The organism is Chitinimonas sp. BJB300, assembly GCF_002735695.1.
Classification (GTDB): Bacteria; Pseudomonadota; Gammaproteobacteria; order Burkholderiales; family Chitinimonadaceae; genus Chitinimonas.
Window position 1 is genome coordinate 1 of sequence record NZ_PDZH01000008.1, and the last position, 23091, is coordinate 23091.

General features: G+C 54.4%; 22 protein-coding genes. 9 read left to right on the forward strand and 13 right to left on the reverse strand.

What is annotated here, in order from left to right:
- Positions 1–239: 239 nt before the first annotated feature.
- From ssb to CSQ89_RS02370, 3 genes are all read right to left on the reverse strand, one after another.
- Positions 240–755, reverse strand: coding sequence for a single-stranded DNA-binding protein (gene ssb, locus CSQ89_RS02360; protein ID WP_099404591.1), 516 nt, complete (start codon positions 753–755; stop codon positions 240–242).
- Positions 756–824: 69 nt separating this feature from the next.
- Positions 825–2189: an MFS transporter gene (locus tag CSQ89_RS02365; RefSeq protein WP_099404592.1), complete on the reverse strand. Its 1365-nt coding sequence runs from the start codon at positions 2187–2189 to the stop codon at positions 825–827.
- A 458-nt stretch (positions 2190–2647) separates the two neighbouring features.
- Complete coding sequence (locus tag CSQ89_RS02370; protein ID WP_099404593.1) at positions 2648–3094, reverse strand: GNAT family N-acetyltransferase; 447 nt, start codon at positions 3092–3094, stop codon at positions 2648–2650.
- Between the two features lie 133 nt (positions 3095–3227).
- Here CSQ89_RS02370 and CSQ89_RS02375 point away from each other — a divergent pair, with 133 nt between their 5' ends.
- Positions 3228–3995, forward strand: coding sequence for a substrate-binding periplasmic protein (locus tag CSQ89_RS02375; RefSeq protein ID WP_099404594.1), 768 nt, complete (start codon positions 3228–3230; stop codon positions 3993–3995).
- 95 nt (positions 3996–4090) lie between these two features.
- Here CSQ89_RS02375 and CSQ89_RS02380 read toward each other — a convergent pair whose 3' ends face one another.
- The 7 genes from CSQ89_RS02380 to CSQ89_RS02395 all read right to left on the reverse strand — a co-directional run bounded on the left by CSQ89_RS02380 (position 4091) and on the right by CSQ89_RS02395 (position 9343).
- A complete protein-coding gene (locus tag CSQ89_RS02380; RefSeq protein ID WP_099404595.1) occupies positions 4091–6244 on the reverse strand; it encodes a peptidase domain-containing ABC transporter in 2154 nt (717 codons plus the stop codon).
- A 137-nt stretch (positions 6245–6381) separates the two neighbouring features.
- Entirely contained in the window at positions 6382–7611 is a 1230-nt protein-coding gene (locus CSQ89_RS02385) for an HlyD family secretion protein (protein WP_158228873.1), read from the reverse strand.
- Positions 7612–8000: 389 nt separating this feature from the next.
- Positions 8001–8123 carry a hypothetical protein gene (locus CSQ89_RS23470; protein WP_255408612.1) on the reverse strand — a complete coding sequence of 41 codons (123 nt, stop codon included), beginning with the start codon at positions 8121–8123 and terminating at the stop codon, positions 8001–8003.
- A gap of 112 nt (positions 8124–8235) precedes the next feature.
- Complete coding sequence (locus tag CSQ89_RS21940) at positions 8236–8373, reverse strand: class IIb bacteriocin, lactobin A/cerein 7B family (protein ID WP_139022843.1); 138 nt, start codon at positions 8371–8373, stop codon at positions 8236–8238.
- A gap of 295 nt (positions 8374–8668) precedes the next feature.
- A complete protein-coding gene (locus tag CSQ89_RS02390) occupies positions 8669–8890 on the reverse strand; it encodes a class IIb bacteriocin, lactobin A/cerein 7B family (RefSeq protein ID WP_099404597.1) in 222 nt (73 codons plus the stop codon).
- A gap of 17 nt (positions 8891–8907) precedes the next feature.
- The gene (locus CSQ89_RS22360; RefSeq protein WP_158228874.1) at positions 8908–9039 is read right to left on the reverse strand and encodes a class IIb bacteriocin, lactobin A/cerein 7B family; all 132 of its coding nucleotides are present in this window, start codon (positions 9037–9039) and stop codon (positions 8908–8910) included.
- A gap of 97 nt (positions 9040–9136) precedes the next feature.
- Positions 9137–9343 carry a response regulator transcription factor gene (locus CSQ89_RS02395; RefSeq protein ID WP_099404598.1) on the reverse strand — a complete coding sequence of 69 codons (207 nt, stop codon included), beginning with the start codon at positions 9341–9343 and terminating at the stop codon, positions 9137–9139.
- Positions 9344–9781: 438 nt separating this feature from the next.
- Here CSQ89_RS02395 and uvrA point away from each other — a divergent pair, with 438 nt between their 5' ends.
- The 3 genes from uvrA (at position 9782) to CSQ89_RS02410 (ending at position 15075) form a co-directional block, all read left to right on the forward strand.
- The gene (gene uvrA / locus CSQ89_RS02400; protein ID WP_099404599.1) at positions 9782–12628 is read left to right on the forward strand and encodes an excinuclease ABC subunit UvrA; all 2847 of its coding nucleotides are present in this window, start codon (positions 9782–9784) and stop codon (positions 12626–12628) included.
- Between the two features lie 63 nt (positions 12629–12691).
- Complete coding sequence (locus CSQ89_RS02405; RefSeq protein WP_099404600.1) at positions 12692–13072, forward strand: hypothetical protein; 381 nt, start codon at positions 12692–12694, stop codon at positions 13070–13072.
- Positions 13073–13326: 254 nt separating this feature from the next.
- Entirely contained in the window at positions 13327–15075 is a 1749-nt protein-coding gene (locus tag CSQ89_RS02410; protein WP_099404601.1) for an ABC-F family ATP-binding cassette domain-containing protein, read from the forward strand.
- Positions 15076–15275: 200 nt separating this feature from the next.
- Here CSQ89_RS02410 and CSQ89_RS02415 read toward each other — a convergent pair whose 3' ends face one another.
- Genes CSQ89_RS02415 through ompR form a run of 3 tightly spaced genes read right to left on the reverse strand, consistent with a single transcriptional unit; the run spans position 15276 to position 17717 of the window.
- Positions 15276–15590 carry a putative quinol monooxygenase gene (locus CSQ89_RS02415; RefSeq protein ID WP_099404602.1) on the reverse strand — a complete coding sequence of 105 codons (315 nt, stop codon included), beginning with the start codon at positions 15588–15590 and terminating at the stop codon, positions 15276–15278.
- A gap of 49 nt (positions 15591–15639) precedes the next feature.
- On the reverse strand, positions 15640–16974 hold the full coding sequence (locus CSQ89_RS02420; RefSeq protein ID WP_099404603.1) for an ATP-binding protein: 1335 nt from the start codon (positions 16972–16974) through the stop codon (positions 15640–15642).
- An 8-nt stretch (positions 16975–16982) separates the two neighbouring features.
- Positions 16983–17717 carry an osmolarity response regulator transcription factor OmpR gene (gene ompR, locus CSQ89_RS02425; RefSeq protein WP_099404604.1) on the reverse strand — a complete coding sequence of 245 codons (735 nt, stop codon included), beginning with the start codon at positions 17715–17717 and terminating at the stop codon, positions 16983–16985.
- Between the two features lie 156 nt (positions 17718–17873).
- On the opposite strand from ompR, the gene CSQ89_RS02430 reads away from it, so the two are divergent.
- The 5 genes from CSQ89_RS02430 (at position 17874) to CSQ89_RS02450 (ending at position 23075) form a co-directional block, all read left to right on the forward strand.
- Entirely contained in the window at positions 17874–18206 is a 333-nt protein-coding gene (locus CSQ89_RS02430; protein WP_099404605.1) for a hypothetical protein, read from the forward strand.
- Between the two features lie 269 nt (positions 18207–18475).
- Positions 18476–18859 (forward strand): response regulator, encoded by a 384-nt coding sequence (locus CSQ89_RS02435; RefSeq protein WP_099404606.1) that lies wholly within the window; start codon positions 18476–18478, stop codon positions 18857–18859.
- 9 nt (positions 18860–18868) lie between these two features.
- Complete coding sequence (locus CSQ89_RS02440) at positions 18869–19195, forward strand: STAS domain-containing protein (protein ID WP_099404607.1); 327 nt, start codon at positions 18869–18871, stop codon at positions 19193–19195.
- Positions 19192–21408 (forward strand): chemotaxis protein CheA, encoded by a 2217-nt coding sequence (locus CSQ89_RS02445; RefSeq protein WP_099404608.1) that lies wholly within the window; start codon positions 19192–19194, stop codon positions 21406–21408. Before CSQ89_RS02440 ends, CSQ89_RS02445 begins: the two co-directional genes overlap by 4 nt.
- Positions 21405–23075 (forward strand): methyl-accepting chemotaxis protein, encoded by a 1671-nt coding sequence (locus CSQ89_RS02450; protein ID WP_099404609.1) that lies wholly within the window; start codon positions 21405–21407, stop codon positions 23073–23075. The genes CSQ89_RS02445 and CSQ89_RS02450 overlap by 4 nt, the downstream gene beginning before the upstream one ends.
- Positions 23076–23091: the final 16 nt, after the last annotated feature.

Here is a 23091-nt window from a genome sequence, read left to right on the forward strand (position 1 = left end):
AGTCATGCCCGCTCGCCCTGCTCGGCAGCGCCTTCTATCCGGTTCTTGTCCATCGGCTCGCGGTTTACGATCCACGCTTCCTTCCCACGCTCGGTCGCCCTCACGCAGTTGCGCTTCACTTCGTTCGCTGTGATCAACTTACGGCGGGACTTCCACCCGCAGGAGTGCGCCCATGCTGGGCGCACAAAAGCAAAAAGCCCTGATTTATCAGGGCTTTTGGGGCTGGTGTTGTCGATTAATCAGAACGGAATATCGTCTTCGAAATCGTCAAAGCTCTGGGGTTTTTGCGGCGCAGCTTGGCGTTGAGGGGTGCTGACTGCCGCGCCGCCGCCCATGTTATTGCTGGTGGGGCGTGCTGCGGCGGCTGGGGCGGCTTCGTAGTTGGGTGGGGTCTGGTCGTATTCCGATCCACCACCCGTACGGCCACCCAGCATCTTCATTTCATCAGCGATGATTTCAGTCGTGTAGCGATCCTGGCCCGTGTTCTTGTCCTGCCACTTGCGTGTTTGCAGGCGGCCTTCGATATAGACCGAGCTGCCTTTTTTCAGGTATTGGCCAGCGATTTCAGCCAAGCGGCGGTACATGGTGATGTTGTGCCATTCGGTCTTTTCCTGCTTTTGACCGCTGTTTTTGTCTTTCCAGCTTTCAGTGGTGGCGATGCTGAAATTGCAGATAGCCGAGCCATCAGGCATATAGCGCATTTCTGGGTCACGTCCCAGGTTGCCGATCAGCAGGACTTTGTTGAGTGATGCCATACGATTTTCTCCGTTTGTAGGCCGGGCTTTTCAACCCGAGATGCGATGCGTCGGGTTGAAAAGCCCGACCTACGATGTCTTGTTTGCCAATAGCGCCAAAGCGCCAGCTTCGTCCCAGCCTTCGCGCAGTACTTTAAGGTAGGCTACACCTTCTTCGGCGATCACCACGGCTTCTTTCACGCCGGTCAGTTGGGCGAGTTGACGGGCCAAATTAGTGGCGTTGCCAAGCTGGGAATCGTCGATATGGTACATCAAGGTGCGGACCGGCATGGGTGGCCGCAGCCCGATGGTGACTATCAGCCACACGCCGATCAGTACTGCGCAAAAAATATGCACAGGCAGGGTGCCGCCCTTATGATAAAGCCAGCCGCCCACCACCGAACCGACGAAAAACCCCAGCGATTGGGTGGTGTTATAGACGCCCATGGCCGTACCTTTGGCATCGGCGGGGGCAATTTTCGAAATCAGGCTCGGCTGTGTTGCTTCGAGGATATTAAAGGCGATGAAATAGACCCCCAGCCAGATGACGATGCGGGCCAGCGTATCGAAACCGGTGGTCATGCCCAGCTGCGCCAGCAGCATCAGCGCGACGGCAGCAATGAAGACGGGTTTAAGCTTATTACGGGTTTCGGCCACGATGACAGCCGGCACCATCAGGGCAAAACCAATGGCCATGACGGGCAGATAGACTTTCCAGTGTTCGCTCGAAGCAAGATGTGCGCTTTGAACCAAGGCCAGGGGCAGCGTAACGAACAATGCCATCTGGGCGGCATGCAAGGCAAAAACGCCATAGTTCAGGCGCAGGAGTTGTGGGTCGCGCAGTACAGCACCCAGCCGTTTGGGGTTAGCTTCAGCGTCGGAGTGGAAGCGGCTTTGTGATGGGTCGGGAATGATTTTCCACACGCCGAGCATCGCCGCTACCGCAAGGCCCGCTGTCAGTAAAAAGATGCCGGATAAACCAAACTGAGCCGCGATGGCTGGTGCAGCCACCAGCGATATGGCAAAGGTGATGCCAATCGAGCCGCCTACCATCGCCATAGCTTTGGTGCGGTTTTCCTCACGCGTCAGGTCGGCCAGGAGAGCGGTAATCGCGGCGGAAATGGCACCTGCGCCTTGCAGGGCGCGGCCGATGGTGATCCAGATGAGGTCTTGCGCGGTGGCAGCCACGACGCTGCCGATTGCCAGCAGAATCAGCCCACCATAAATGACCGGTTTGCGGCCGATACGGTCGGACAGCATGCCCAGGGGTAACTGCAGGAGCGCCTGGGTAAGGCCATAAGCGCCGAGTGCCATGCCGACCAGCGTATGGTTATCGCCGCCTGGCAACTTGCTGGCATAAAGGGCAAAGACTGGCAGCACCAGAAACATGCCCAACATACGCAAGGCGTAAAGGCCAGACAGGCCGGCAGAGGCGCGGAATTCAAACGGGGACATGGTTGGACTTGGAGGGACAGCGGCTGCAAAAGACGCAATTCTAACAAAACCCGGCAGTTGGCCGTGGGATTCTCCTGCCATGGCCAACCCTAAGGTGCTGTCAGATCTTGCTCAATGTCTGCTGCACGTCAGCAATACCGCGTTAAAAACAACCTCGGAATGCTCATTTACCACTTGTAAACATCGCTTCCTCGGCTGTTTTCGCCTTGCCTTGCCTTGCCTTGCTCTAGCTCTAGCTCTAGCTCGCGAGACTGTGAACAGGTTCTTAGAACCTGTTTACGATCTTACTGCGCAACTGTGATCAGGGCTTATGTGCTGCTCGAATTCCTCATGTACAAAAGTACATTCCGGTTTTTGCGCGGCTCTGCGCCCTGCTGACAGCTGCTCGCTACAGATCGGGGAACAGGTTTTTAAACCAATTCATGCTCTGTCAGGGACAGCGTAAACCAATTACAACGCTATAGCCTTATCTCGGCGTTCATTTCACCGTCTTCGTCGATGCCCGTTTCGACGAAACCAAAGCTACCGTAGAAATCCTTCGCTATAGGATTTTCAGGAAAGTAACAGGTCGAGATACGCTCTGCATCAATGTTGCTTTGAATCTCGTCGATGGCCAGCTGCAATGCCCTACGACCATAGCCTTTACCTTGATGGCGTGCATCAATCATGAAGCGCCAGATACCGTATTCTCCAGGGCTGCCCTCTTCTTTACGTGACACATACATCAGGAAGCCGACCAGCTCTCCCGCGGCATAGATTGCTCTGGTCTTGTAGTGAGGAAAGAAACTGGCCTGTGCAATCGAATAGGCATTGCTCGCCAAATAGTGCGCTTGATGATCAAGCAGTTGCAGGTCGATGACCGCGTCGAAGTTCTCGCGGGTGATGGGTTTGAGCGTCAGGCTCATCAATCTGATTCCTTTGGTTTGAATCCTATTAAATGGGCACGTGCGTAAAGATTCGGCCTATTCTTTACTCACCTTCTGTTCCACTGTCATCAACCGTTTCTTGTGGGCTCTTTATTCTGAGCAAGTAGGCGATATGAAACACACTGTACAAACACTTCTCGTTGGTTTGATAGCAGTGATGCAACCTATAGCCGCTTCGGCCCTGGAAATCCGTACGGCGGCGCAGGATAGTCAACCAAAATTCATCAAGGATGGCGAAACCATAACCGGGTTGTGCGTGGATGTCTTTAAAGCAATCGAGCGCGTCGACCCGGAGTTGAAGTTCAGTGAACTACGCGACTTTATGCCTCTACCGCGCATTGAGGCATGGCTGGAGGAAGGGAAGCTTGATGCATTTTGCGGTTTGGCGAAGACGGATAAGCGCAAAGCCAAGCTTGATTTCATCGAGACGCCGATCTACGCCACACAAAGCGTATTAGCGGCAAGAATCGACGACAAGGTGGATATCAAGGGTTTTGACGACTTGGCTAAGCTTGGTGATGACGGCGTGGTATTGGTGGTGAATGGCACGGTGCATGTTGATATTCTGGCTGCCCACCCAAGTATTAAGTTTGATGCGGGCGCAAAGGATACGTCGACGAACCTGAATAAGTTGATTGCCGGGCGTGGGCGTTTTGTTTTTCAAAACGATTTTGCGTTAGCCGATGAAATCAAGCGAGATCATTTCGTTGGGAAGATCAAGATCCTTCCAACCCAGTTTGAGTTAGAGGGGACGGAACGATATTTTGTCGTTTCAAAGAAAGCGACGCCCGGCATAAACGATAAGCTCCGTGCTGCGGTGGAAAAATTGAGCAAGAGCGGGGAGTTGGCAAGGATATTCTTGGCATACAAACCCAAATAGCGTTGTCCCAAAGCCTTCGCCCCAGAGTACATCTACTTGGTTTCTGCGCTTCACTTCACCGTGCTGACGGTTGCTCGCGGCAGATCTTGAACTGGTTATACAGCGGCAGCCAGCGCGCCCTCCGGCTTGATCGTGGGCGTAGGCGGGGATGCATTGTGCTTCATGTCGAACAGGTCGATGACCCGATCAGCAGAGCGTATGGTCTCCAGCCGATGGGCGATGATGATGCGGGTGATATTGAGTTGCTTGATGGCCTCGTTGACACGCGCTTCCAGTGCCACATCCAGATGACTGGTGGCTTCGTCCAGAAACAGTATCTTGGGTTGGCGGTACAACGCGCGTGCCAGCAGCACACGCTGTTTTTGGCCGCCGGACAAGCTGGACCCCATGTCACCCACCAGCGTCTGGTAGTTCATCGGCATGGCCATGATTTCTTCATGTACACCCGCGGTATGTGCGCACAGTACAACGCGTTCCAAATCCGGCTGCGGCGTAAAGAAGGCGATGTTGTCCGCTAGCGAACCGGACAATAATTGGTCGTCCTGCAGCACCGCTGCAATTTGGCTGCGGTAATGCCCCAGACCCATCTTGCGTATATCGTGACCATCGGCCCGGACCTCACCCTCCTCTTGCGCCACTAGGCCCATCAACATTTTTACCAGCGTGGTTTTCCCGCAGCCCGAGGGGCCGATGATGGCAACAGATTCCCCGGCATTGACCGTAAAGTTCAAATCGCGGAATACCCAAGGCTCGGATTCCGAATAGCGAAAGCCCAGGCCCTGTACCGCAAGGCTGCCAGCCAAGACGACTTCCACCATTTGGCCATCGATATCAGCCTCAGTTTCGGTTAGTGCAATGTCGGCAAGGCGGGCAAGGTGGAGGTCCAGCATACGCAGGCTGACCCATTGATTGATCAATGCTGCCGCGCGATCGGTGAATTGCGTTTTGTAACTCAGGAAAGCGAACAGCATCCCCACCGAAAAGACGTTTTCCATGGCTAACTTTGCACCAAGGTAAATCACCAGCACGTTTTGCAGGCCGAACAGCACATCATTGGCCGTAGTAAACGCCAAGTTGAATTTGCCCAACTGAATGCCGGCGTTGAAGTGGTCCGCCAACTTATGCTGCCAACCCTGCAACCGTTCGGGTTCGTGGCCAAATACCCGCACCGAAGGCATGGCGCGCACGGTTTCCATGAAGTGGCTGTCCTCCTTTGCCTCCGCTACGATCTGCTGCTCGGCCAAGCGCCGGCTTGCTCCGTAGGTGGCCCAACGGATCAGCCCGTAGAGCAGCACTGACACTAATACGACCCCTGCCAGCTTGGGGGAGTAGACAAACATCATGGCGGCGGTGATCAAGGCCATCAGGCCATCCACTACAGCCCCAACCAAGCCGCTGGTGAGTTGGCGCTGTACCTCCTGCAAGGAACCAAAACGCGATACCACATCACCGATATGGCGTTTCTCAAACCAGCTTAACGGCAACCGGAACAGATGGCGCGCCAGCCGCACCGACATCTGGAAGCTAAAAAGATTACCCAGCCGCAGAATCAACCACGAGCGTAAGAACGTTGTGCCGGCGGAAATCAGCAGCAGCATGCCAAAACCGATCGCCAGTACGATGAGCAGGTCGGCATCGAAGCTGGCCAGCACTTCATCCACCACCAACTGCTGGTAGAACGGGGTGAGTATTGCGAACACCTGCAAAGCGAGCGAAATAAACAGCACTTGCAGCAAGCTGCGTTTAAGCCCGACCACGCCCCGGGTAAAATCCAGCAGCTTCAGTTTCTGTACTTCGGCTTTGTGCTCAAACGCCTCGGTAGGACGTAATTCGAGTGCTACACCGGTGAAGTGCTTGCCGGCTTCCGCAATCGTCAGCTGTCGTTCGCCAAAAGCCGGGTCGTGTATGACCACGTTTTTGGCATTGGCGCTGACCAGTACGACGAAATGGTTCATATCCCAGTGCAGCACACAGGGCGTCTGCAGCTCTACCAGATGGTCCATGTCCAGCTTCAGCGCCCGGCCCGCCATGTTCATCCGGTCTGCTATACGCATCAATGCCGCTAACGTCACCCCCTTGGTCGAGACGGGAAAGCGCCGTCGCAAGCTGTTCAGGTCGGTTTCGAAGCCATAGAAGCTGGCAACCATCGCCAGGCAAGCTAAGCCGCATTCAGCTACCTCGGTTTGCAGGATCAATGGAACGCGTTGGGCGCTGAATAGCTTGAGTGAATTCAGGGGAGAGGAAGACATGGTGGCGAGGATTGCAGGCGCTCGGGGGGAATGGGATTATTTAGACGGGGTGTACGGTTCGTGGTCTATCAACCCACGGCAACAAATTAAAATGAGACGAGGTTTTGAAAGCCAAGATGGTCAATGGTTTGGGTAGATCAGTCGAACATCCGTCCTCTGACGGCAATCAGGGGTTCGAACAGCCACTGCCACACTGGCCGGCGGTCGATCACGATATCGGCCGCAACCGCCATACCCGGCCTTAGGGTGTGTTGCTGCCCAAAGGCCGTGACATGCTGGCGTTGCAACGCAACTTTCACCCGATAGACTGGTTCTTGTGTCGAAATAGGTAGGTTGACTTCACTGGGGGCTAATACCGTTTCCGAGACTGCTCGCACCACGCCGGGCTGTAGGCCGTATCGTTGGTAAGGAAAGGCGGCTACTTGCAACCGTACCGCTTGACCCGCTTGGATAAAACCGATGGCCCGTGAGGGCACCAACAACTCGGCTTCCAACTCCGTTCCTTCAGGCACCAAGGCCAACAGCGGCTGACTGGTATTGGCCATTTGGCCGACCACTGCCTGTAGCGTGGCCACGCGCCCAGCGACAGGGGCCCGGATCAGCGATTCTTGTCGATCGGCCATTTCCAGTGACTTTTGCTTGAGGTCGGACTGGGTCGAGGTAAGCTGGGCATGCTCATCGAGGGCAGCCAAACGAGCACGGGTCAATTCCTGCTTCAGTTGTTCACGGTCGGCCTCGCGGCTTACGCGTTGCCGCTCCAACTCCTTGGCCTGCTGCGCCTGGGTCAGCACGGCTTCTTCGTGGTCACGAAAGCCATTGGCTGAAATAAAGCCGCTGCCAAGCATTTGCTGCATTGACTCGCGTTTTTGCTCGGCGATATGTAACCGCTGCGTTTGTATGGCTTGCAATGAATGTAATTGATCGATTTCACGCCGTAGAGCTGCATCGCGATCAGATAACCGCTGTAATTCCGCTTGCGCCCGGCTGTTGGCCCTTCCCATGCTGCCTTGTAGGGTTTGCTGCTGCCGGGCAAGCTCCCCAAGCAGGCCTTGCTCCAGGCTGCGTTCACTGCGCATGACAGCCAGTATTTGCCCTGCCGCTACGTTTTCACCTTCAGCCACTTTGAGTTCCGCCACGGTGCCGCTACGCAAAGCAAAAACCTTTACGGTGCCCTGAGGCGGTGTGAGCAAGCCCGGTGCGCTGGCCCGGCGTGTGTAATGGGTAAAGAGAGATAAGCCGACAAGGGCGGCCAGAAGGAGAATAACGCCCACCATGATGATGCGCAGGCCTGCATTGTCGAGTACGAGGCTTTGGCCCGCTTCCGCAGGTTTTTCTAGGACTTCTTGGCGAAATAGTGAGCTTTTCATCAGAGCAGAGAACGCATTTAAGTATTCAAAAGCCATTATGTCGCGAGCATATGGCTTGGCTTTCCCTTGGAAATCAACCAAGTAGAACCTGGGACTGTATTGTCAGCAGGATTTGTCGATTGATTCTAATCTACTAGATTGCTCATCTTTTTTTTATTTTGCGTATGCAACCCTAATTAATTCATGTAGTGGGTGGAAAATTCCCCTGCTCGATAGAGGTGGTGATTGTATTTCTATGCTCAGATATCCAGTAATAATGGGATGTATTAGTTGAGTTTTGTTAACGAAGATGCAGCTGACCATTTTGTGGTGCAAGATGAGTTTGGGTAAGTAATAATCGGCTGAAAACAATTTACCGGGCAGTGCATGCTCATCTTGCACCAACGATACTACGAGCGCTGGCTCTTGATCAATGCACCAACAATATAGGCATAAAGCACACCGAATATTGCGACGGCACCAGAGATGCCACCATTTACTGTTTCAGCTTCTTGCTTGTTGAGTTCTTGCATTGTCTTTCTCCTTTTTGGTGTGGTGCTATAAATCTCTGGCACGAGTAGGATGGTAATTTGGCTTTTATTTAGCTGGCCTGCTTTATTATTCACCCTGCCGTGGATTCCACTGTCAGCCTTTTACAGCCTTGCTGATTTCTGTCACGGCAAAGTAAATGCCTAGGAATAAACCAAGGGCAGGAACAACAGGCACAATGGGCGCTATACCACCGCTTACGACCTGAACTTCCTGCACATTGAGTTCTTGCATTGTCTTTCTCCTTTTTAGTCGTGGTGCTGCAAATGACACGCATAAAAATGCGTGTCTATAAACCTAAGAAGTAGTTATTCCCACAAACAAAAGACTCGTTCTTCAGGAAGCGCACATGGCGCAGCGCCACCATTTACTGCTTGCATTTCCTGCATGTTGAGTTCTTGCATGGTTTTCCTTTTTTAAGGATGTTGAGTAACGCCGCGAGTGAGAAAAAAGGAGGCAGAATTTAAAGAGGCACTTTTTGATGCATAGATTTATTCTGACTAGCCCTTTTCGCTACCTTATCTATTATCTAGCCAGTTACAGTTGCTGCGATAGTCACCGAGCCATAAAATAATGTAGCTACGATGCCAGCAATTAATGCCAGCGGAGCAGCTCCGCCATTTACAGCCTCAATTTCTTGTGTTTTGAGTGTTTGCATTGTCTTCTCCATTATTGGTGGTTGTAAAATAGACAGTTCAAATGAGAGGGCTGTTTTTAGTGAATTTTTATGCTGTCGATTAACTGACAGCATGCTCTCGCCCACTGAATTTACAGTTCATTAATAGCGACAATGGTTGTGGTGGCAGTGGCATATAAACCACCGAATAAAATACCGAGAAGCATAAGCGGACCCGCGCCGCCATTTACGGATTCTGTTTCCTGCATATTCAGTTCTTGCATGGTGTTTCCTTCTTGAGGTTCCGGGAATGTCGCTGCCGATTTATATAAATTGGGACGACGAGTTGATTGTAAAGAAACAAAAAATTTTGTGAATAGGTTAACTGTCCTTATATTCATTTCTTGAGTAAAGGACAACCGCTTGTACGCGGTTGCTTACCCCTAATTTGGCATAAATCATGCTCAATTGATTTCGCACGGTTTTATGGCTGCAACCTAATTGCTTGGCCATTTCTGGTGAATTAAGACCCGTTGCACTGAGTTTTAGAATTTCATGCTGTTTTCTGGTCAAGTTATCTAGGCTCATCCGCTGTATCCAATCCAGTTTTGCGTTGCTTGAATATGCGTATTTCTACGCAAGGAAGTGGGAGGTAAGGGAATTTGTGCTTGGCCCATACATCTTTTTTGGGGCTTTTATTAATGTTTGTGTGTCACAACCAGTTGCGCTGTATGTGCGGCTTTCGCATCGTTTTTTGAGGCTGATGAACCCATGCTAGCGACGACGATTGACCCCGGTCAATAACGCAAGTGTCCCGATTTGATTGTGTTTCGGCCTATGGGATATGACATGCGGCATACCGGCCAGATGGTACGGGGCAATATATTTTTCCGTTTCCCGTGTCATGGCGGCGATTCTGCGAAATACCGGCTGTGCCGGATGTCTATTAGGTAATCGTATTTCAGCGGTGTCTGCTCGAATGAACTCCGGTAAACTCACTGGTTGCATTAACGTAACCGAGCCGCCATGAGCTATCGCCCCATAGACCCAAACAATCTGATCCGTATTCGCGGCGCACGCACGCATAATCTGAAGAACATCAGCTTGGATTTGCCGCGCCATCAGCTTGTTGTTATCACGGGCCTGAGCGGCTCGGGCAAGTCGTCGTTGGCGTTTGATACGTTGTATGCAGAAGGCCAGCGTCGCTATGTGGAAAGCCTCTCGGCGTATGCACGTCAGTTTCTGCAGCTGATGGAAAAGCCGGATGTGGATTTGATCGAAGGGCTGTCGCCGGCGATTTCGATTGAACAGAAGGCAACCAGCCATAATCCACGCTCGACCGTGGGTACGGTGACTGAAATCCACGACTATCTACGCCTCTTGTACGCCCGAGTCGGTACGCCATATTGCCCGGACCACCATCAGCCGTTGGAATCCCAGACGGTTAGCCAGATGGTGGACCATGTATTGGCCTTGCCGGAAGAAACCAAGCTGATGATCTTGGCTCCGGTCATCATGGGCAAGAAGGGTGAGAATCTTGATCTCATTGACGAGTTGCGGGCCCAGGGTTTTGTGAGAGTGCGTGTGGATGGCGAGGTTTATGAAATCGATGCGATTCCCAAGCTGGACAAGAATAAGAAACACACGATTGACGTGGTGATCGACCGTTTGAAAGTGCGTGCTGACTTACAGCAGCGTATTGCCGAAAGCTTTGAGACGGCTTTGCGCCATGCCGATGGCCGTGCGATTGCGTTGGAAATGGATACCGGTAAAGAGCACTGGTTCTCGGCCAAGTTCGCCTGCCCGGTATGTTCTTACTCGCTGCCCGAGCTGGAGCCGCGGCTGTTTTCTTTCAATAACCCGATGGGTGCTTGTCCCAAGTGTGATGGCCTTGGGGCTATCCAATTTTTCGATACCAAGCGTGTAGTGGCATTCCCTCACCTGTCTTTGGCCGCGGGCGCTATCAAGGGATGGGACAAACGCAATCAGTTCTACTTCCAGATGCTGCTCAGTCTGGCGGAGCACTACGGTTTCAGCGTCGATACGGTTTTTGATGAACTGACCGAGGAAGTGCAGCAAGTCGTGCTGCAAGGATCAGGCAAGGAAGAAATTGCGTTTACTTATCTGAATGAGCGCGGCACCAAGTTTGAACGGGTGCATGCCTTTGAAGGCATCATCCAGAATCTGGAGCGGCGCTACCGTGAGACCGATTCGACGGCGGTGCGTGAGGAGCTATCGAAATACCTGAATAACCAACCTTGCCCAACCTGCCACGGTGCACGTTTGCGCCTGGAAGCCCGCCACGTGCTGATTGCGGAAAAGAATATCTATGAGATCAGCCAGCTTGCCTTGCGCGATTCGAGCAAATTTTTTGCGGAGCTGACGCTGGCTGGGAACCGGGCGCAGATCGCTGAGAAGATCGTCAAGGAAATTGGTGACCGACTGGGTTTTTTGGTGAATGTGGGGCTCGACTACCTGAGCCTGGATCGCTCCGCCGATACGTTGTCGGGTGGTGAAGCACAGCGGATTCGGCTGGCATCTCAGATTGGATCGGGACTGACCGGGGTGATGTACGTACTGGACGAGCCCTCCATCGGTCTGCATCAGCGCGATAACGACCGCTTGCTGAGTACGTTGATGCGCTTGCGTGACCTAGGTAACAGCGTGATTGTGGTGGAGCACGATGAGGACGCTATACGCGCTGCGGATTTCGTGGTGGATATGGGGCCGGGTGCGGGTGAACACGGTGGTGAGATATTAGCCATGGGTACACCCGGCGAAGTCATGGCCAATCCGGCTTCGGTGACGGGCCAGTTTCTATCCGGTATACGCAAGATTGAAGTGCCGAAGGTGCGCCGCCAACCGGAACCTGACCGCTGGTTGAGTGTAAAGGGTGCGCGTGGGAATAACTTGAAGGGCGTGAATCTGGCGCTGCCGCTGGGGATGCTCGTCTGTGTGACCGGTGTATCGGGTTCCGGTAAGTCGACGTTGATCAACGACACCCTCTACGCTGCCGCAGCACGTTCGATTTATGGCAGCAACACCGAGCCGGCGCAGCACGACGAGATCATTGGTTTGGAGCAGTTTGACAAGGTAATCAACGTAGACCAAAGCCCAATCGGCCGTACGCCGCGTTCGAATCCTGCTACCTATACCGGTTTGTTTACGCCGATTCGTGATTTGTATGCTGGCGTGCCGATGGCGCGGGAACGCGGTTATGGCCCAGGACGGTTCTCTTTTAATGTAAAGGGTGGCCGGTGTGAGGCTTGTCAGGGTGATGGCGTCATCAAGGTAGAAATGCACTTCCTGCCAGATGTATATGTGCCTTGTGATGTATGCCATGGTAAGCGCTACAACCGTGAAACGCTTGAGGTGCAGTACAAGGGCAAAAATATCACCGAAGTGCTGGAAATGACGGTGGAACACGCACGCGAATTCTTCGATGCGGTGCCCAGTATTGCCCGCAAGCTGCAAACCCTTATGGATGTGGGACTAAGCTATATTCGTCTGGGGCAAAGCGCCACGACCTTGTCGGGTGGTGAAGCACAGCGGGTTAAGCTCGCGTTGGAGCTTTCCAAGCGCGATACGGGTCGAACACTCTATATTCTGGATGAGCCGACGACAGGCTTGCATTTCCATGACATCGACCTGTTGCTGAAAGTGCTGCACCGCCTGCGAGAGCATGGCAATACCGTGGTGGTGATTGAACATAATCTTGATGTAATCAAGACCGCCGACTGGTGCGTGGATCTGGGCCCAGAAGGCGGAGCCGGTGGTGGCCAGATTCTGGCGACCGGTACGCCGGAGGACATTGCGGCTAACCCGGCCAGCCACACTGGGGGGTATTTGAAGAAATTGTTGGACGTGGCTTGAGCTTAAATGCCGCAAGTCGCTTGTGAACGCAGCACATTGAGTCAAAAACGTTAGAGGAACTTCATGCAAAACCCGTTAGCCAAGATTCGCTGGGGGCGCTGGTTGTTGGGCTCCTTGCTTCTGATTGTGTTGATTTGCGCGGCCTACCTATGGGCGGTGCTGAACTGGAACTACGCGGAAGGCGAGCGGGCAGGGTATGTGCAAAAATTGTCCAAAAAGGGCTGGCTATGCAAAACCTGGGAAGGAGAGCTGGCCATGATTAATATTCCTGGCACGCTCTCAGAAAAATTCCCGTTCACTGTGCATGATGACAAGGTTGTGGAAGCCATCAATGCCAGCCTGGGCAAGAAGGTATCACTGACCTACAACCAGCACATTGGTGTGCCGACCGATTGCTTTGGTGAGACCTTGTACTACGTGACTGCCGTGAAAGTGGTCGAGTAGACGGGTGAGGTTGCCGATCAACCTGGTGTTATCAGCATTAGAAAGGAGGTAAAAATGGAAGTTTGGATGATGTGCATCAATTGGATGACACTCATGTTCAGCATAGCGGACGGCGCTTACCCACGTTTCATCGCGCTGCGATAAATGGGTTCGAGCAAAGTTTGTTTCACCAACCGAGTTTTACTCGATCAATTCATTGTCGTCAGCGTGCCCGTTGATGTGGATGCTTGCATCCCAAAATATTGGTAAGCGCTATGACAACCCTTATTTCTACCCAGTCGTTACAACTTGAAACACCTAGCGGACTGTTATTTGACGACCTGAGTTTTACCCTGAAGCTGGGTGACCGAATTGGCCTGATCGGCCACAATGGCTGTGGAAAAAGTACCTTGCTGGGTCTGCTGTCTGGCCGACAGGAAGCCACACGTGGCAGCATTCAGATCGCGCGGCAATGTAGCCTACAGCATGTTGAACAACATCTGCCAGCCAGTTTGGCGTCGCAGACATTGTACGATGCTTTGCACATGGCGATTGATGCCGACCCGGGGCAGCAATGGCGAGTTGATTGTCTCATTGCAGAGTTGGGGTTTGATCCCGAGACTGCCCATGTACCGGTCAATGCGTTGAGCGGGGGCCAACATACCCGCCTCTTGCTTGGCCGAGCGCTATTACACAATCCCAACCTGTTGTTGCTGGATGAGCCTAGCAACCACCTCGATCTTCCTTCGCTTTTATGGTTGGAGCAGTTTCTGCAGGGCTGGAAGGGGGCGTTCGTCTTGGTATCACATGATCAGCGGTTGCTGGACACGGTGACCCAACACAGTTGGATACTACGCGACAAGCAGTTGTACTGCTTCGACCAGCCATGCAGTCCTGCAATGGTTGCATTGGAGGAAGCCGACGGTGCTGCCGTCGCGCGTTTTGCGGCCGAGCAAAAAGAGATTGATCGCCTCGCCGCCAGTAGTCATCGCCTCGCCATTTGGGGGAGGACGTATGACAACGAAGGGTTGGCGCGCAAAGCCCAGTCGATGCAGAAGCGTGTTGAAAAGCTCAAGGCAACGCAGTCGTTTGTATCCGATGGCTCGCCGTGGCAATTGTCACTGCAAGGGCAGATATTACCTGCCAAATTGCTATTGGGGATCGAGGCGTTGGCTGTGCGTGCCACACCCGATTTGCCCGTGCTATTCAATGCCAAGGAGGTATGGCTAAAGCCAGGCGACCATGTTGCATTGCTGGGTGCCAATGGCAGTGGTAAATCGTCTTTGCTACGCCAGTGCTGGCAAGATCTGCTGCATGACCGCGACCATGATGGACGTTATTATCATCCGGCAGTGGTGGCCGGTTACTACGATCAGTCATTGCAGCAGCTGCATGATGAAGATGACCTGATGGCCGCGTTGTATGCATTTAGCCCGCAAGTCGATGTATTGCGGCGGCAAGCGCTTATCTCCGCCGGTTTTCCATATCAACGACATGGTCAGTTGGTGGCCACGTTGAGCGGTGGTGAGCGAGCACGCCTCTTGTTCCTGGGGTTATCGCTGGCGCGTTATCACCTACTGCTGCTGGACGAACCGACCAACCACCTCGACATGGCGGGTAAGCAACAGCTGGCCGATGCATTGGCCGGGTTTGATGGTGGCTTTATTTTGGTATCGCACGACCGTGCCTTTATCGAGCAATGTTGTAGCAGCTTCTGGGTGGTCAGCGATGGCAATCTGCAGCGGTATCTTGATGCGGATAATGCATACCAGCAGTTATTGGGACCACCCTTGGGTCATCAAGGTAGCTCAGGTTCTGCAATCGTTGGTCAGGCCTTGCCTGAAAATAGGGATGGGGCGGTCTTGCAGGATGACGAACAACTTCTGGCGCGTTTGATTTCGCTGGAGGACGCATTGGCGGCCGACCTGGCACGAAAGCCCCGGCAGCAGCGCCCTCATGTGCAGCAACAATGGCGAGCGGAAATTCAGCAGTTGAGTCAGCAGTTGGGAATGGTGTCCTGCTGACCTTGGAAGCTGCAGCAACATCGCTGCACGGCCCCGGCCCGGGGTTGTGCAGTACCTGAACGCGCTCATCAGTGGTAGGGAGGCGATTGCTATGGTGCCTTGCACCCAGCAGTCCGCCCCGTCATGGCCAGTTGATACGTCGTGTGCTGTCCAGCCACCCAATATGGTTGATTGACGCCATATCAGGTGTCGATAACCGATTAACGCTTGGCTGAGGACGGGCTGACCATGGTGATCAAGTGGATATCAAAGTCGCGCGTCAGATAATCCATGCGTTGCTCGATAAAGCGCTGCATATGCGGTAAAGCCAAGTGCCGATCCAGATCGGCTTGTGACTTCCAGACTTCATAAAAGAGGAACAGCGTCGGGTCTTGCTGGTCACGCAACATGTGGTACTCGATACAGCCTGCTTCAGCTCGGCTGGGGGCTACATACCCTTTGAACAGTGCTTCGAATTCGTCCGATTTTTCCGGTTTTGTATGGGCATGCAAAATAAACGCGCACAAATTACTCATCTCAACATCCTCGATTGGGTCGAGTCCCCTGGGAGTCTGGTTTCTACCGTTAGTTCAACTCCCCTGGCGCTTGGTCGGGCAGTGGCAATATCAAACTGGCCTGTAGCCCGCCTTCCGTACGATTCTTCAATTGAAGCTGGCCACCGTGTAAGCGGGAAATCCGCTCGACGATCGCCAGACCCAAACCACTTCCCCCATCGGCACGCCGGGCTTTGTCGAGTCGATGGAATGGCTTGAGTGCATCGACCAATTGATCGGCAGGAATGCCCTGACCGCTGTCGGTGACTTCGAAACACAGTGCATTTTCTTGAAAGTACACCGACAAGCCCAGGGGCGATAAGCCATAGCGGTGGGCGTTATCCAATAGATTGGCCAGTGCACGGGTAAGCGCTAAGGGATGCAAGTTCGCCAGGGGTAGGTGGTCGGACAATTGTAGTTCGACCTCTACGCCCGTACGGGCGAAGCGCGTGGCGACGCCGCGGGCAATTTCGGCAGGGTCGCAAACCTGTGCCTGTTCGTTGCCCAGGCCGCGCGCGAAGTCGATGAACTGGCTGAGAATACGTTCTATATCATCCACATCTTCACGCATGCCGTCCTGCAGGCTGGCGTCCTTCATCATTTCCACGCCCAACTTCAAACGGGCCAACGGCGTGCGCAGGTCATGCGATATACCAGCCAGCATGACTGCCCTTTCCCCCTCGGCGGTGTCCAGGTCGGCCAGCATCCGATTAAAGCTGGCAGAGAGTTCCTGCACTTCTAGCGGGCCGGTTTCCGGTAAGGGTTTCGGGCGTTCTCCCCGGCCCAGTTTGGCCGCGGCGATGCCCAGTTCGCGCAGTGGTTGGTTCAGCCGCCAAGCAAACAGGGCGGCGACGCTGAGCGCCAGTACAGCGAACATGGCGGCGGCGCCAGCCAAGGTCCATGTGGGGTCGGACTGGAAGCGACCAAACGGGATTACCAGCCAGTAGGCTTGGCCCAGCATATTCACCTGTACCCAAAGCTGCTTTTTGGGTTGACGGATTTCGCGCACCTCGCCCACGCGCGCCAACTTCTTTTGCAGGGCTTCGGCAATGGCGACGATTTGGGCGCGGCGGGAGGCGGTGGCGGGGGGGGCCTCGGGGCTATAAATCGCAACCAGATGGGGTGCATAGGGCTGGCTGTTGAGGCGAATCCAGTCGGCTTGTTCCTTTGGGTTCAGGCCATCAAGCTGATCCTCCAGGTCGGCCAGCAGCTCGACAATCTGTTCGCCCATTTGCCGCGCTATCATCTGCTGGCGGTTGTAATCCGATAAGGCCACGACAAATGCCAGGCTGATAATCAGCGCACTGGCAGTCAACCAAGTCAGACGCCAAAAAATGGTGCGCGGAATCAGTCTACTTAACCGCATGGGCGGGGTCAGCGTTCGCCGCCGTCGGGGACGAACACATAGCCAAAGCCCCAGACTGTCTGCAGATAGCGCTGCTCAGTGCTGTGGCTCTCGATCAACTTGCGCAGGCGCGAGACCTGTACGTCGATGCTGCGATCAAATGCTTCATGCTCACGGCCGCGCGCCAGTTCCATCAATCGTTCGCGGCTTAGGGGTTGCCGTGGGTGGCTGGCAAATACGCGCAACAAGGCGAATTCGGCATTGGTCAGCGGGATGGGTTCGTTATCACGCATCAACTTTCGATTACTGATTTCCAACCGAAATGGGCCAAAGTCGAAATGTTCGCCTTCTGTGAGGGGGGCTGCCAGCGCAGAGGGCTCTTTATGGCGGCGCAGTACGGCATTGATGCGGGCTAGGAGTTCACGTGGATTGAAGGGTTTGGGCAGGTAGTCATCGGCGCCCATTTCCAGGCCGATGATACGATCGATATCGTCGCCACGTGCCGTCAGCATAATGATGGGAATATTGTCCCCAAGCGCTCGCAAGCGCCGGCAAACCGACAAGCCATCTTCACCCGGCATCATCAGGTCGAGCAACAGAAGCTGGGGACGATTGCGCTGTAAGCGGCCTTCCAACTTGCTTGCGTCGGCAAAGGCCTCTACCGAAAGGCCCTGTTCATTCAGGTAGCGCTGAACCAGCTCGCGTAAACGCGGGTCATCATCGATTAGCAGGATCTTCTTAGATGGCGTGGCGGCAGTATTCATGACGAAGAGTTTAGCGGCTTGTCTTGACTGAGGGCATGGGAACTGTAAATAAGCATTGCGGACAGGCCTTGCTGGCAAGGGGGTTTACAATTACGCGCGTTAGAGTTTCGTCACCGCGCGTATGCTGAAATTGTCCTGGCTTTGTTGCTGCCTATTATGAACCGCTTGTTTGTTCCACTTGCCTTGCTGTTTGCCTTGCCGATGGGGTGGGCTGCGGAGCCTGAGCCGCAGCAGCCGACACCGGTGAAAGAGATCGAGCTGCGCTTTCAGCATCGAGAGGCGCGCATACGGGAAGCCTTGGCACATGGTGATTTGACAGAGGCGGAAGCGGAATATCTGCGCCACCGGCTGGAACGAAAGCGTAATCAGCTCAAGCATAGCGCCTTGGAGCCAAACTCGCGGCCAAAGCCGCCTCACCCGGCGCATCCAAAGCCCCCCAACCCCCCACTGCTTGAAGATACCCAGCCGGTCCCGCCTAAATCCGATTGATACCCATTGGCTGTCGTGAGCATTGGCGTCCGGGTTTTTCCGCTCTGTGTTCAATGCTCCGCTGGTAAAAAGCCGTTTCGACCTAGCCAGAAAATGCCCTCTCTACGTATTGCTACTGTGCCGATTACAGCGGTTTTTGTTGATCGTGGTGGGTATGGCGGGGGGAGGGGCAGGCTGTATCTTATTGATTACTGCTTGATAAAGCCGCCTGGCAGCCTTTCATTGGCCTGCACTACAATGAAGTGAACTGTCTAGATAAGGTTTGTGCTATGGCCGCTGCAGATAGCAAGAAAACCATCCTAATCGTTGATGACTCTCCGAGCCTGCGCCAAGTAGTCAGCTTGGCCCTGACGCATGCCGGCTATGATGTTGTCGAGGCTGGGGACGGCCGTGAAGGACTGGCCAAGCTCGATGGCCGCCGAATTCATCTGATCATCTCCGACGTGAACATGCCGAATATGGATGGCATTGCTTTCGTACGTGCGGTAAAGCAGCTGCAGGAGTATCGCTTTACCCCCATCATCATGCTCACTACCGAGGCGCAGGAGGACAAGAAGATCGAAGGTCAGATGGCGGGCGCCAAAGCCTGGGTGGTCAAACCGTTCCGTCCGGATCAGATGTTGCGTGCGGTCGCCAAGCTGATCCAGCCCTGAGTGTGATGTATGTCTATTTCCTCCGACTTCCATGATGAGCGCCGCACATTGAGTTTGGAGGGGCCTTTCACCATCTACGAAGCAGGTGCGAGCAAAGCACGCCTCTTAGCTGCCCTGAGTGAAGCGAGTGGCTTGGACATCGATTTGTCTGGCGTGGTGGAGTTTGATACAGCCGGCATCCAGATTTTGCTGTTGTTGAAGCGTGAAGCGGCACGGCAGGAGAAACCGTTGGTTTTCCTGGGGCATTCCAGGTCGGTGTTGGCGGTGCTAGATCTTTACAATATGGGCGGCGTATTTGGCGACCCAGTTGTGCTGTCCGGGGAAGGGCGCTCATGAACCTGGATGCTGTCCGGCTGATTTTCTTTGAAGAATCCGAAGAGCTTCTGGCTGCTATGGAGGCCGCGTTGTTGGCAGTGGAAGCCGCGACCGGCCCAGAGCAGGAGGAGCATCTGAATGCCATGTTTCGTGCAGCCCACACCATCAAAGGGTCGGCTGGGTTGTTTGAAATGAATGGAATTGTTGCCTTCACCCATCGTTGTGAAAGCCTGCTTGACCGAATGCGTTCGGGTGAACTCGAAATTACGTCTGAGTTGGTTGAGCTACTGTTTTCCTGCCGTGATCATATGTCTAGCATGATTGAAGCGGAACGCTTGGGACATCCCGTGCCTTCAGCGCTTTCGCTCGATGCCCAGCTGGAAGAGTTTTTACAGCAAACACAGCAGCCATCGCCACCGTTGCCGGTTGTTCCGCCAGAGGAGACCGTAAAGGTTGAATCAGATGGTGAGCACGTGGTGGCATCGGACTACTGGCATATTTCACTGCGCTTTGGTGTGGATGTGCTGCGCAATGGCATGGACCCCATCTCCTTCCTACGCTATCTCTCGGACTTGGGGCGTATCGTCTATATCACCACCCTCTATGACGGGCTGCCTGATCCGGACGATATGGACCCGGAGAGTTGCTATCTGGGTTTTGAGATCCAGTTTTCGGCCGGGCCGGGTGTGGACAAGGTGGCGATTGAAAATGTCTTCGAATTTGTCCGGGACGACAGCAAGGTCCGTATATTGCCGCCGCATTCGCATCTCGCCGAATTTGTCCGTTTGATCAAGGACATGCCCGAAGGGGCCTCACTGCTGGGCGAAACATTGGTGCGTGGTGGCGCGTTGACGGCAAAGGAATTGGAGGAAGTGCTCGCTATTCAACGTGAGCAAACTGAAATTGGCGAGCACAGGCAATTGGGTGAGTTATTGGTAGAGGAGCGTCTGGCACATCCGACTGCCGTAGAGGCTGCCCTGGATAAGCAGCGTGAACAGGTGGCGCACAAAACGCGAGAGCACCGTGTGGTGCGGGTTGATGCTACCCGGCTCGATGCGTTGATCGACCTGGTGGGAGAGTTGGTGATTGCCGGCGCGGCTTCGCTGCTATCAGCCAAGCAAGCAGGTAATCCTATCTTGCTGGAAAGTTTGGGCTCATTGGGTGAGCTGGTTGAGCGTATTCGTGATGAAGCTTTGAGCCTGCGCATGGTGCCGGTTGGTGAAATCTTTGGCCGTTTTCCCCGTGTGGTGCGCGATACGGCGCGGGAGCTGGGTAAAGAGATTCAGCTTGAGCTGGCGGGAGAAGAGACAGAGCTTGATAAGTCGATGGTCGACAAGCTTAGCGACCCATTGGTACACCTCGTGCGCAATGCCATGGACCACGGCATTGAGACGGCCGAGCTACGGCGTAAAAGAGGCAAGTCGGATAGCGGTACGGTCTGGCTCAATGCCTACCATGAGTCGGGCAGTGTAGTGATTGAAGTCGGTGACGATGGTGGCGGCATGAATCGGGACCGCATTCGCGCCCGTGGCATCGAACGCGGCTTGATTGGCGCTGATGAAATCTTGGGTGATCAGGCGTTGCTGCAACTGATTTTCGCACCAGGGTTTTCCACCGCAGAAGCCGTAACAAGCCTGTCTGGCCGAGGAGTCGGCATGGATGTGGTCAAACGCAATATTGAAGCGTTGAAGGGTACGATCGAGATGGAGTCCGTGGTCGGCGAAGGCACCATTATTCGGCTGCGTATGCCCCTCACGCTTGCCATTATCGATGGTTTCCAGGTGGCGGTGGGCACCAGTACTTTTGTGATTCCGCTGGATATGGTGCTGGAGTGCCTGGATCTACCAGTCGAGGTCATGGCAGCCAACCGGAATTTTCTGAGCTTGCGCGGAGAAGTGTTGCCCTTTCTGCCCCTACGGCGGTTATTCGAAGTCGAAGGCCGGGCGCCCGGCCGCCAGGCCATTGTGGTGGTGCAATACGGTAATCAGCGGGCGGGCTTGGTAGTGGACCGATTGGAGGGTGAGCTGCAGGCAGTGATCAAGCCACTCGGCCATCTGTTTCGAGGCGTCAAGGGGTTGGCAGGGTCGACCATATTGGGGAGTGGCGCAGTAGCGTTGATACTGGACGTACCGGACCTGATTCTGCGCGCATCGAGTGATGAGCGGCGGCGTATGGTGAGCAGCAGCTTGCAGGAAGGAAAACGCCTTGGCGTTTGGGAGGGGAATGCACCATGAAGCTGCTGACGCGATTGTCCCTGTTTAAGAAGCTGCTGCTGGCATTCAGCTTGATGGCATTGCTTTTGTTATTGATTGGCCAGAGTACGGTAGGAGGTTTGAATCGTGTAACGGCACGCTTTCAGGAGGGCAATGTTCACTACGTTGCAACAGCGGTTGCCCTGACGCAGATACACACCAATATGTTACAGCACCGGCTGGCCGTATGGGACCTGACCAATACGGTGGATAGCGGGATGCGTGTGGCGGCTCAGCGCAGAATGCAGGCTGCCCGTGAAAAGGTCGACAACCTGCTTGCCGATTACCAATCGGCCACAGTCAGTGGTGCAGAGGCCGAATTACGCGATGATATATCGCGCCGTTGGCCAAATTATCTGAAGGTAAGTGAAGAATTACAAAAACAGACCCAATTTGGGTCAGACGCGATGGTGCAATTGCGTAGCCAGATGGACAAGGAATTTGCCCCCCTTGTTGCGGTACTGAGCCAGGACATTGTGCTGAATCAACGTGCGGTGCAAACCAATATGCAAAGTGCCCTTGCCTTGTCTGCTGGTATTAGCCGGTACAGCCACATGCTTACAGCGGCGGCATTCGTGTTGGCGGTGCTATTGGGATATGTCGTCGCCCGTTATATCACGCGGTTGATCGGCGGCGAGCCGGAAGAGGCGGTGCGTATTGCCAGGCAGGTGGCGGATGGTGATTTACGTGGCGATATCGTAGTGCAGGCCGGGGATGATAAAAGTTTGATGGCGGCATTGGCGGGCATGCGTCATCAGTTGGCCGATATCATTCGTGAGGTGCGTGAGTTTGCCGAGGTGAATGTGCGAATTTCAGCGCAAGTGGAGTCGGCAGCGGCGGCGCTGTCGCGTACGGCCAGTGAACAGGCCTCGAACGTGGATCAAACCGGGACGTCGCTTGAAGAAATCAGCGCTTCAGTGGCGAATAGCGCCCAGCACGCATTGGAAACCGATGGTTTGGCAGGCCGCGCAGCGGCGGTGGCCAGTGAAGGTGGGCAGGCAGTTGCGGCATCGGTGCATGCTATGCGCCAGATTGCCCGCAAGATAGGGGTGATCGACGATATCGCCTACCAGACCAATCTGCTGGCGTTAAATGCGGCGATTGAAGCCGCTCGGGCCGGACAGCACGGCAAGGGCTTTGCCGTCGTGGCGCAGGAGGTGCGCAAGCTGGCCGAGCGAAGCCAGTCGGCCGCCGGCGAGATTGGCGCTCTTGCCGCGGAGTCGGATGCGCTTGCCGCCCGGGCCGGCAGTTTGCTGGACGGGGTGTTGCCCGAGATTCGTCGTACTGCCGAATTGGTGGGTGAAATCAGTGCGTCGGGGCTGGAGCAAAGCGAAGGCATTGTCCAGGTGAATAACGCCATTATCCAATTAGGGCATGCCACCCAGTCCAATGCCGCTTCAGCAGAGGAGCTGTCTTCTTCTGCTGAAGAGCTTCATAACAACGCCCGGCGACTACAGGCGATCCTGGTGGGTCTGCAACTCAATGAAATGACGGCCCCACCGGTAATGGTGGCACCGGTAAAGCGGGTAAAACTGAATGCGCCGGAGAGTAAGTCGAACGTGGAGTTGTCCAAATCCTTGCAATCCACCCCCTCGATATTGAGCCAACGGGCCACCCCGGTTGACGAATCCCAGTTTGTTCGCTTCTGAGCCAAAGGTTGCCATG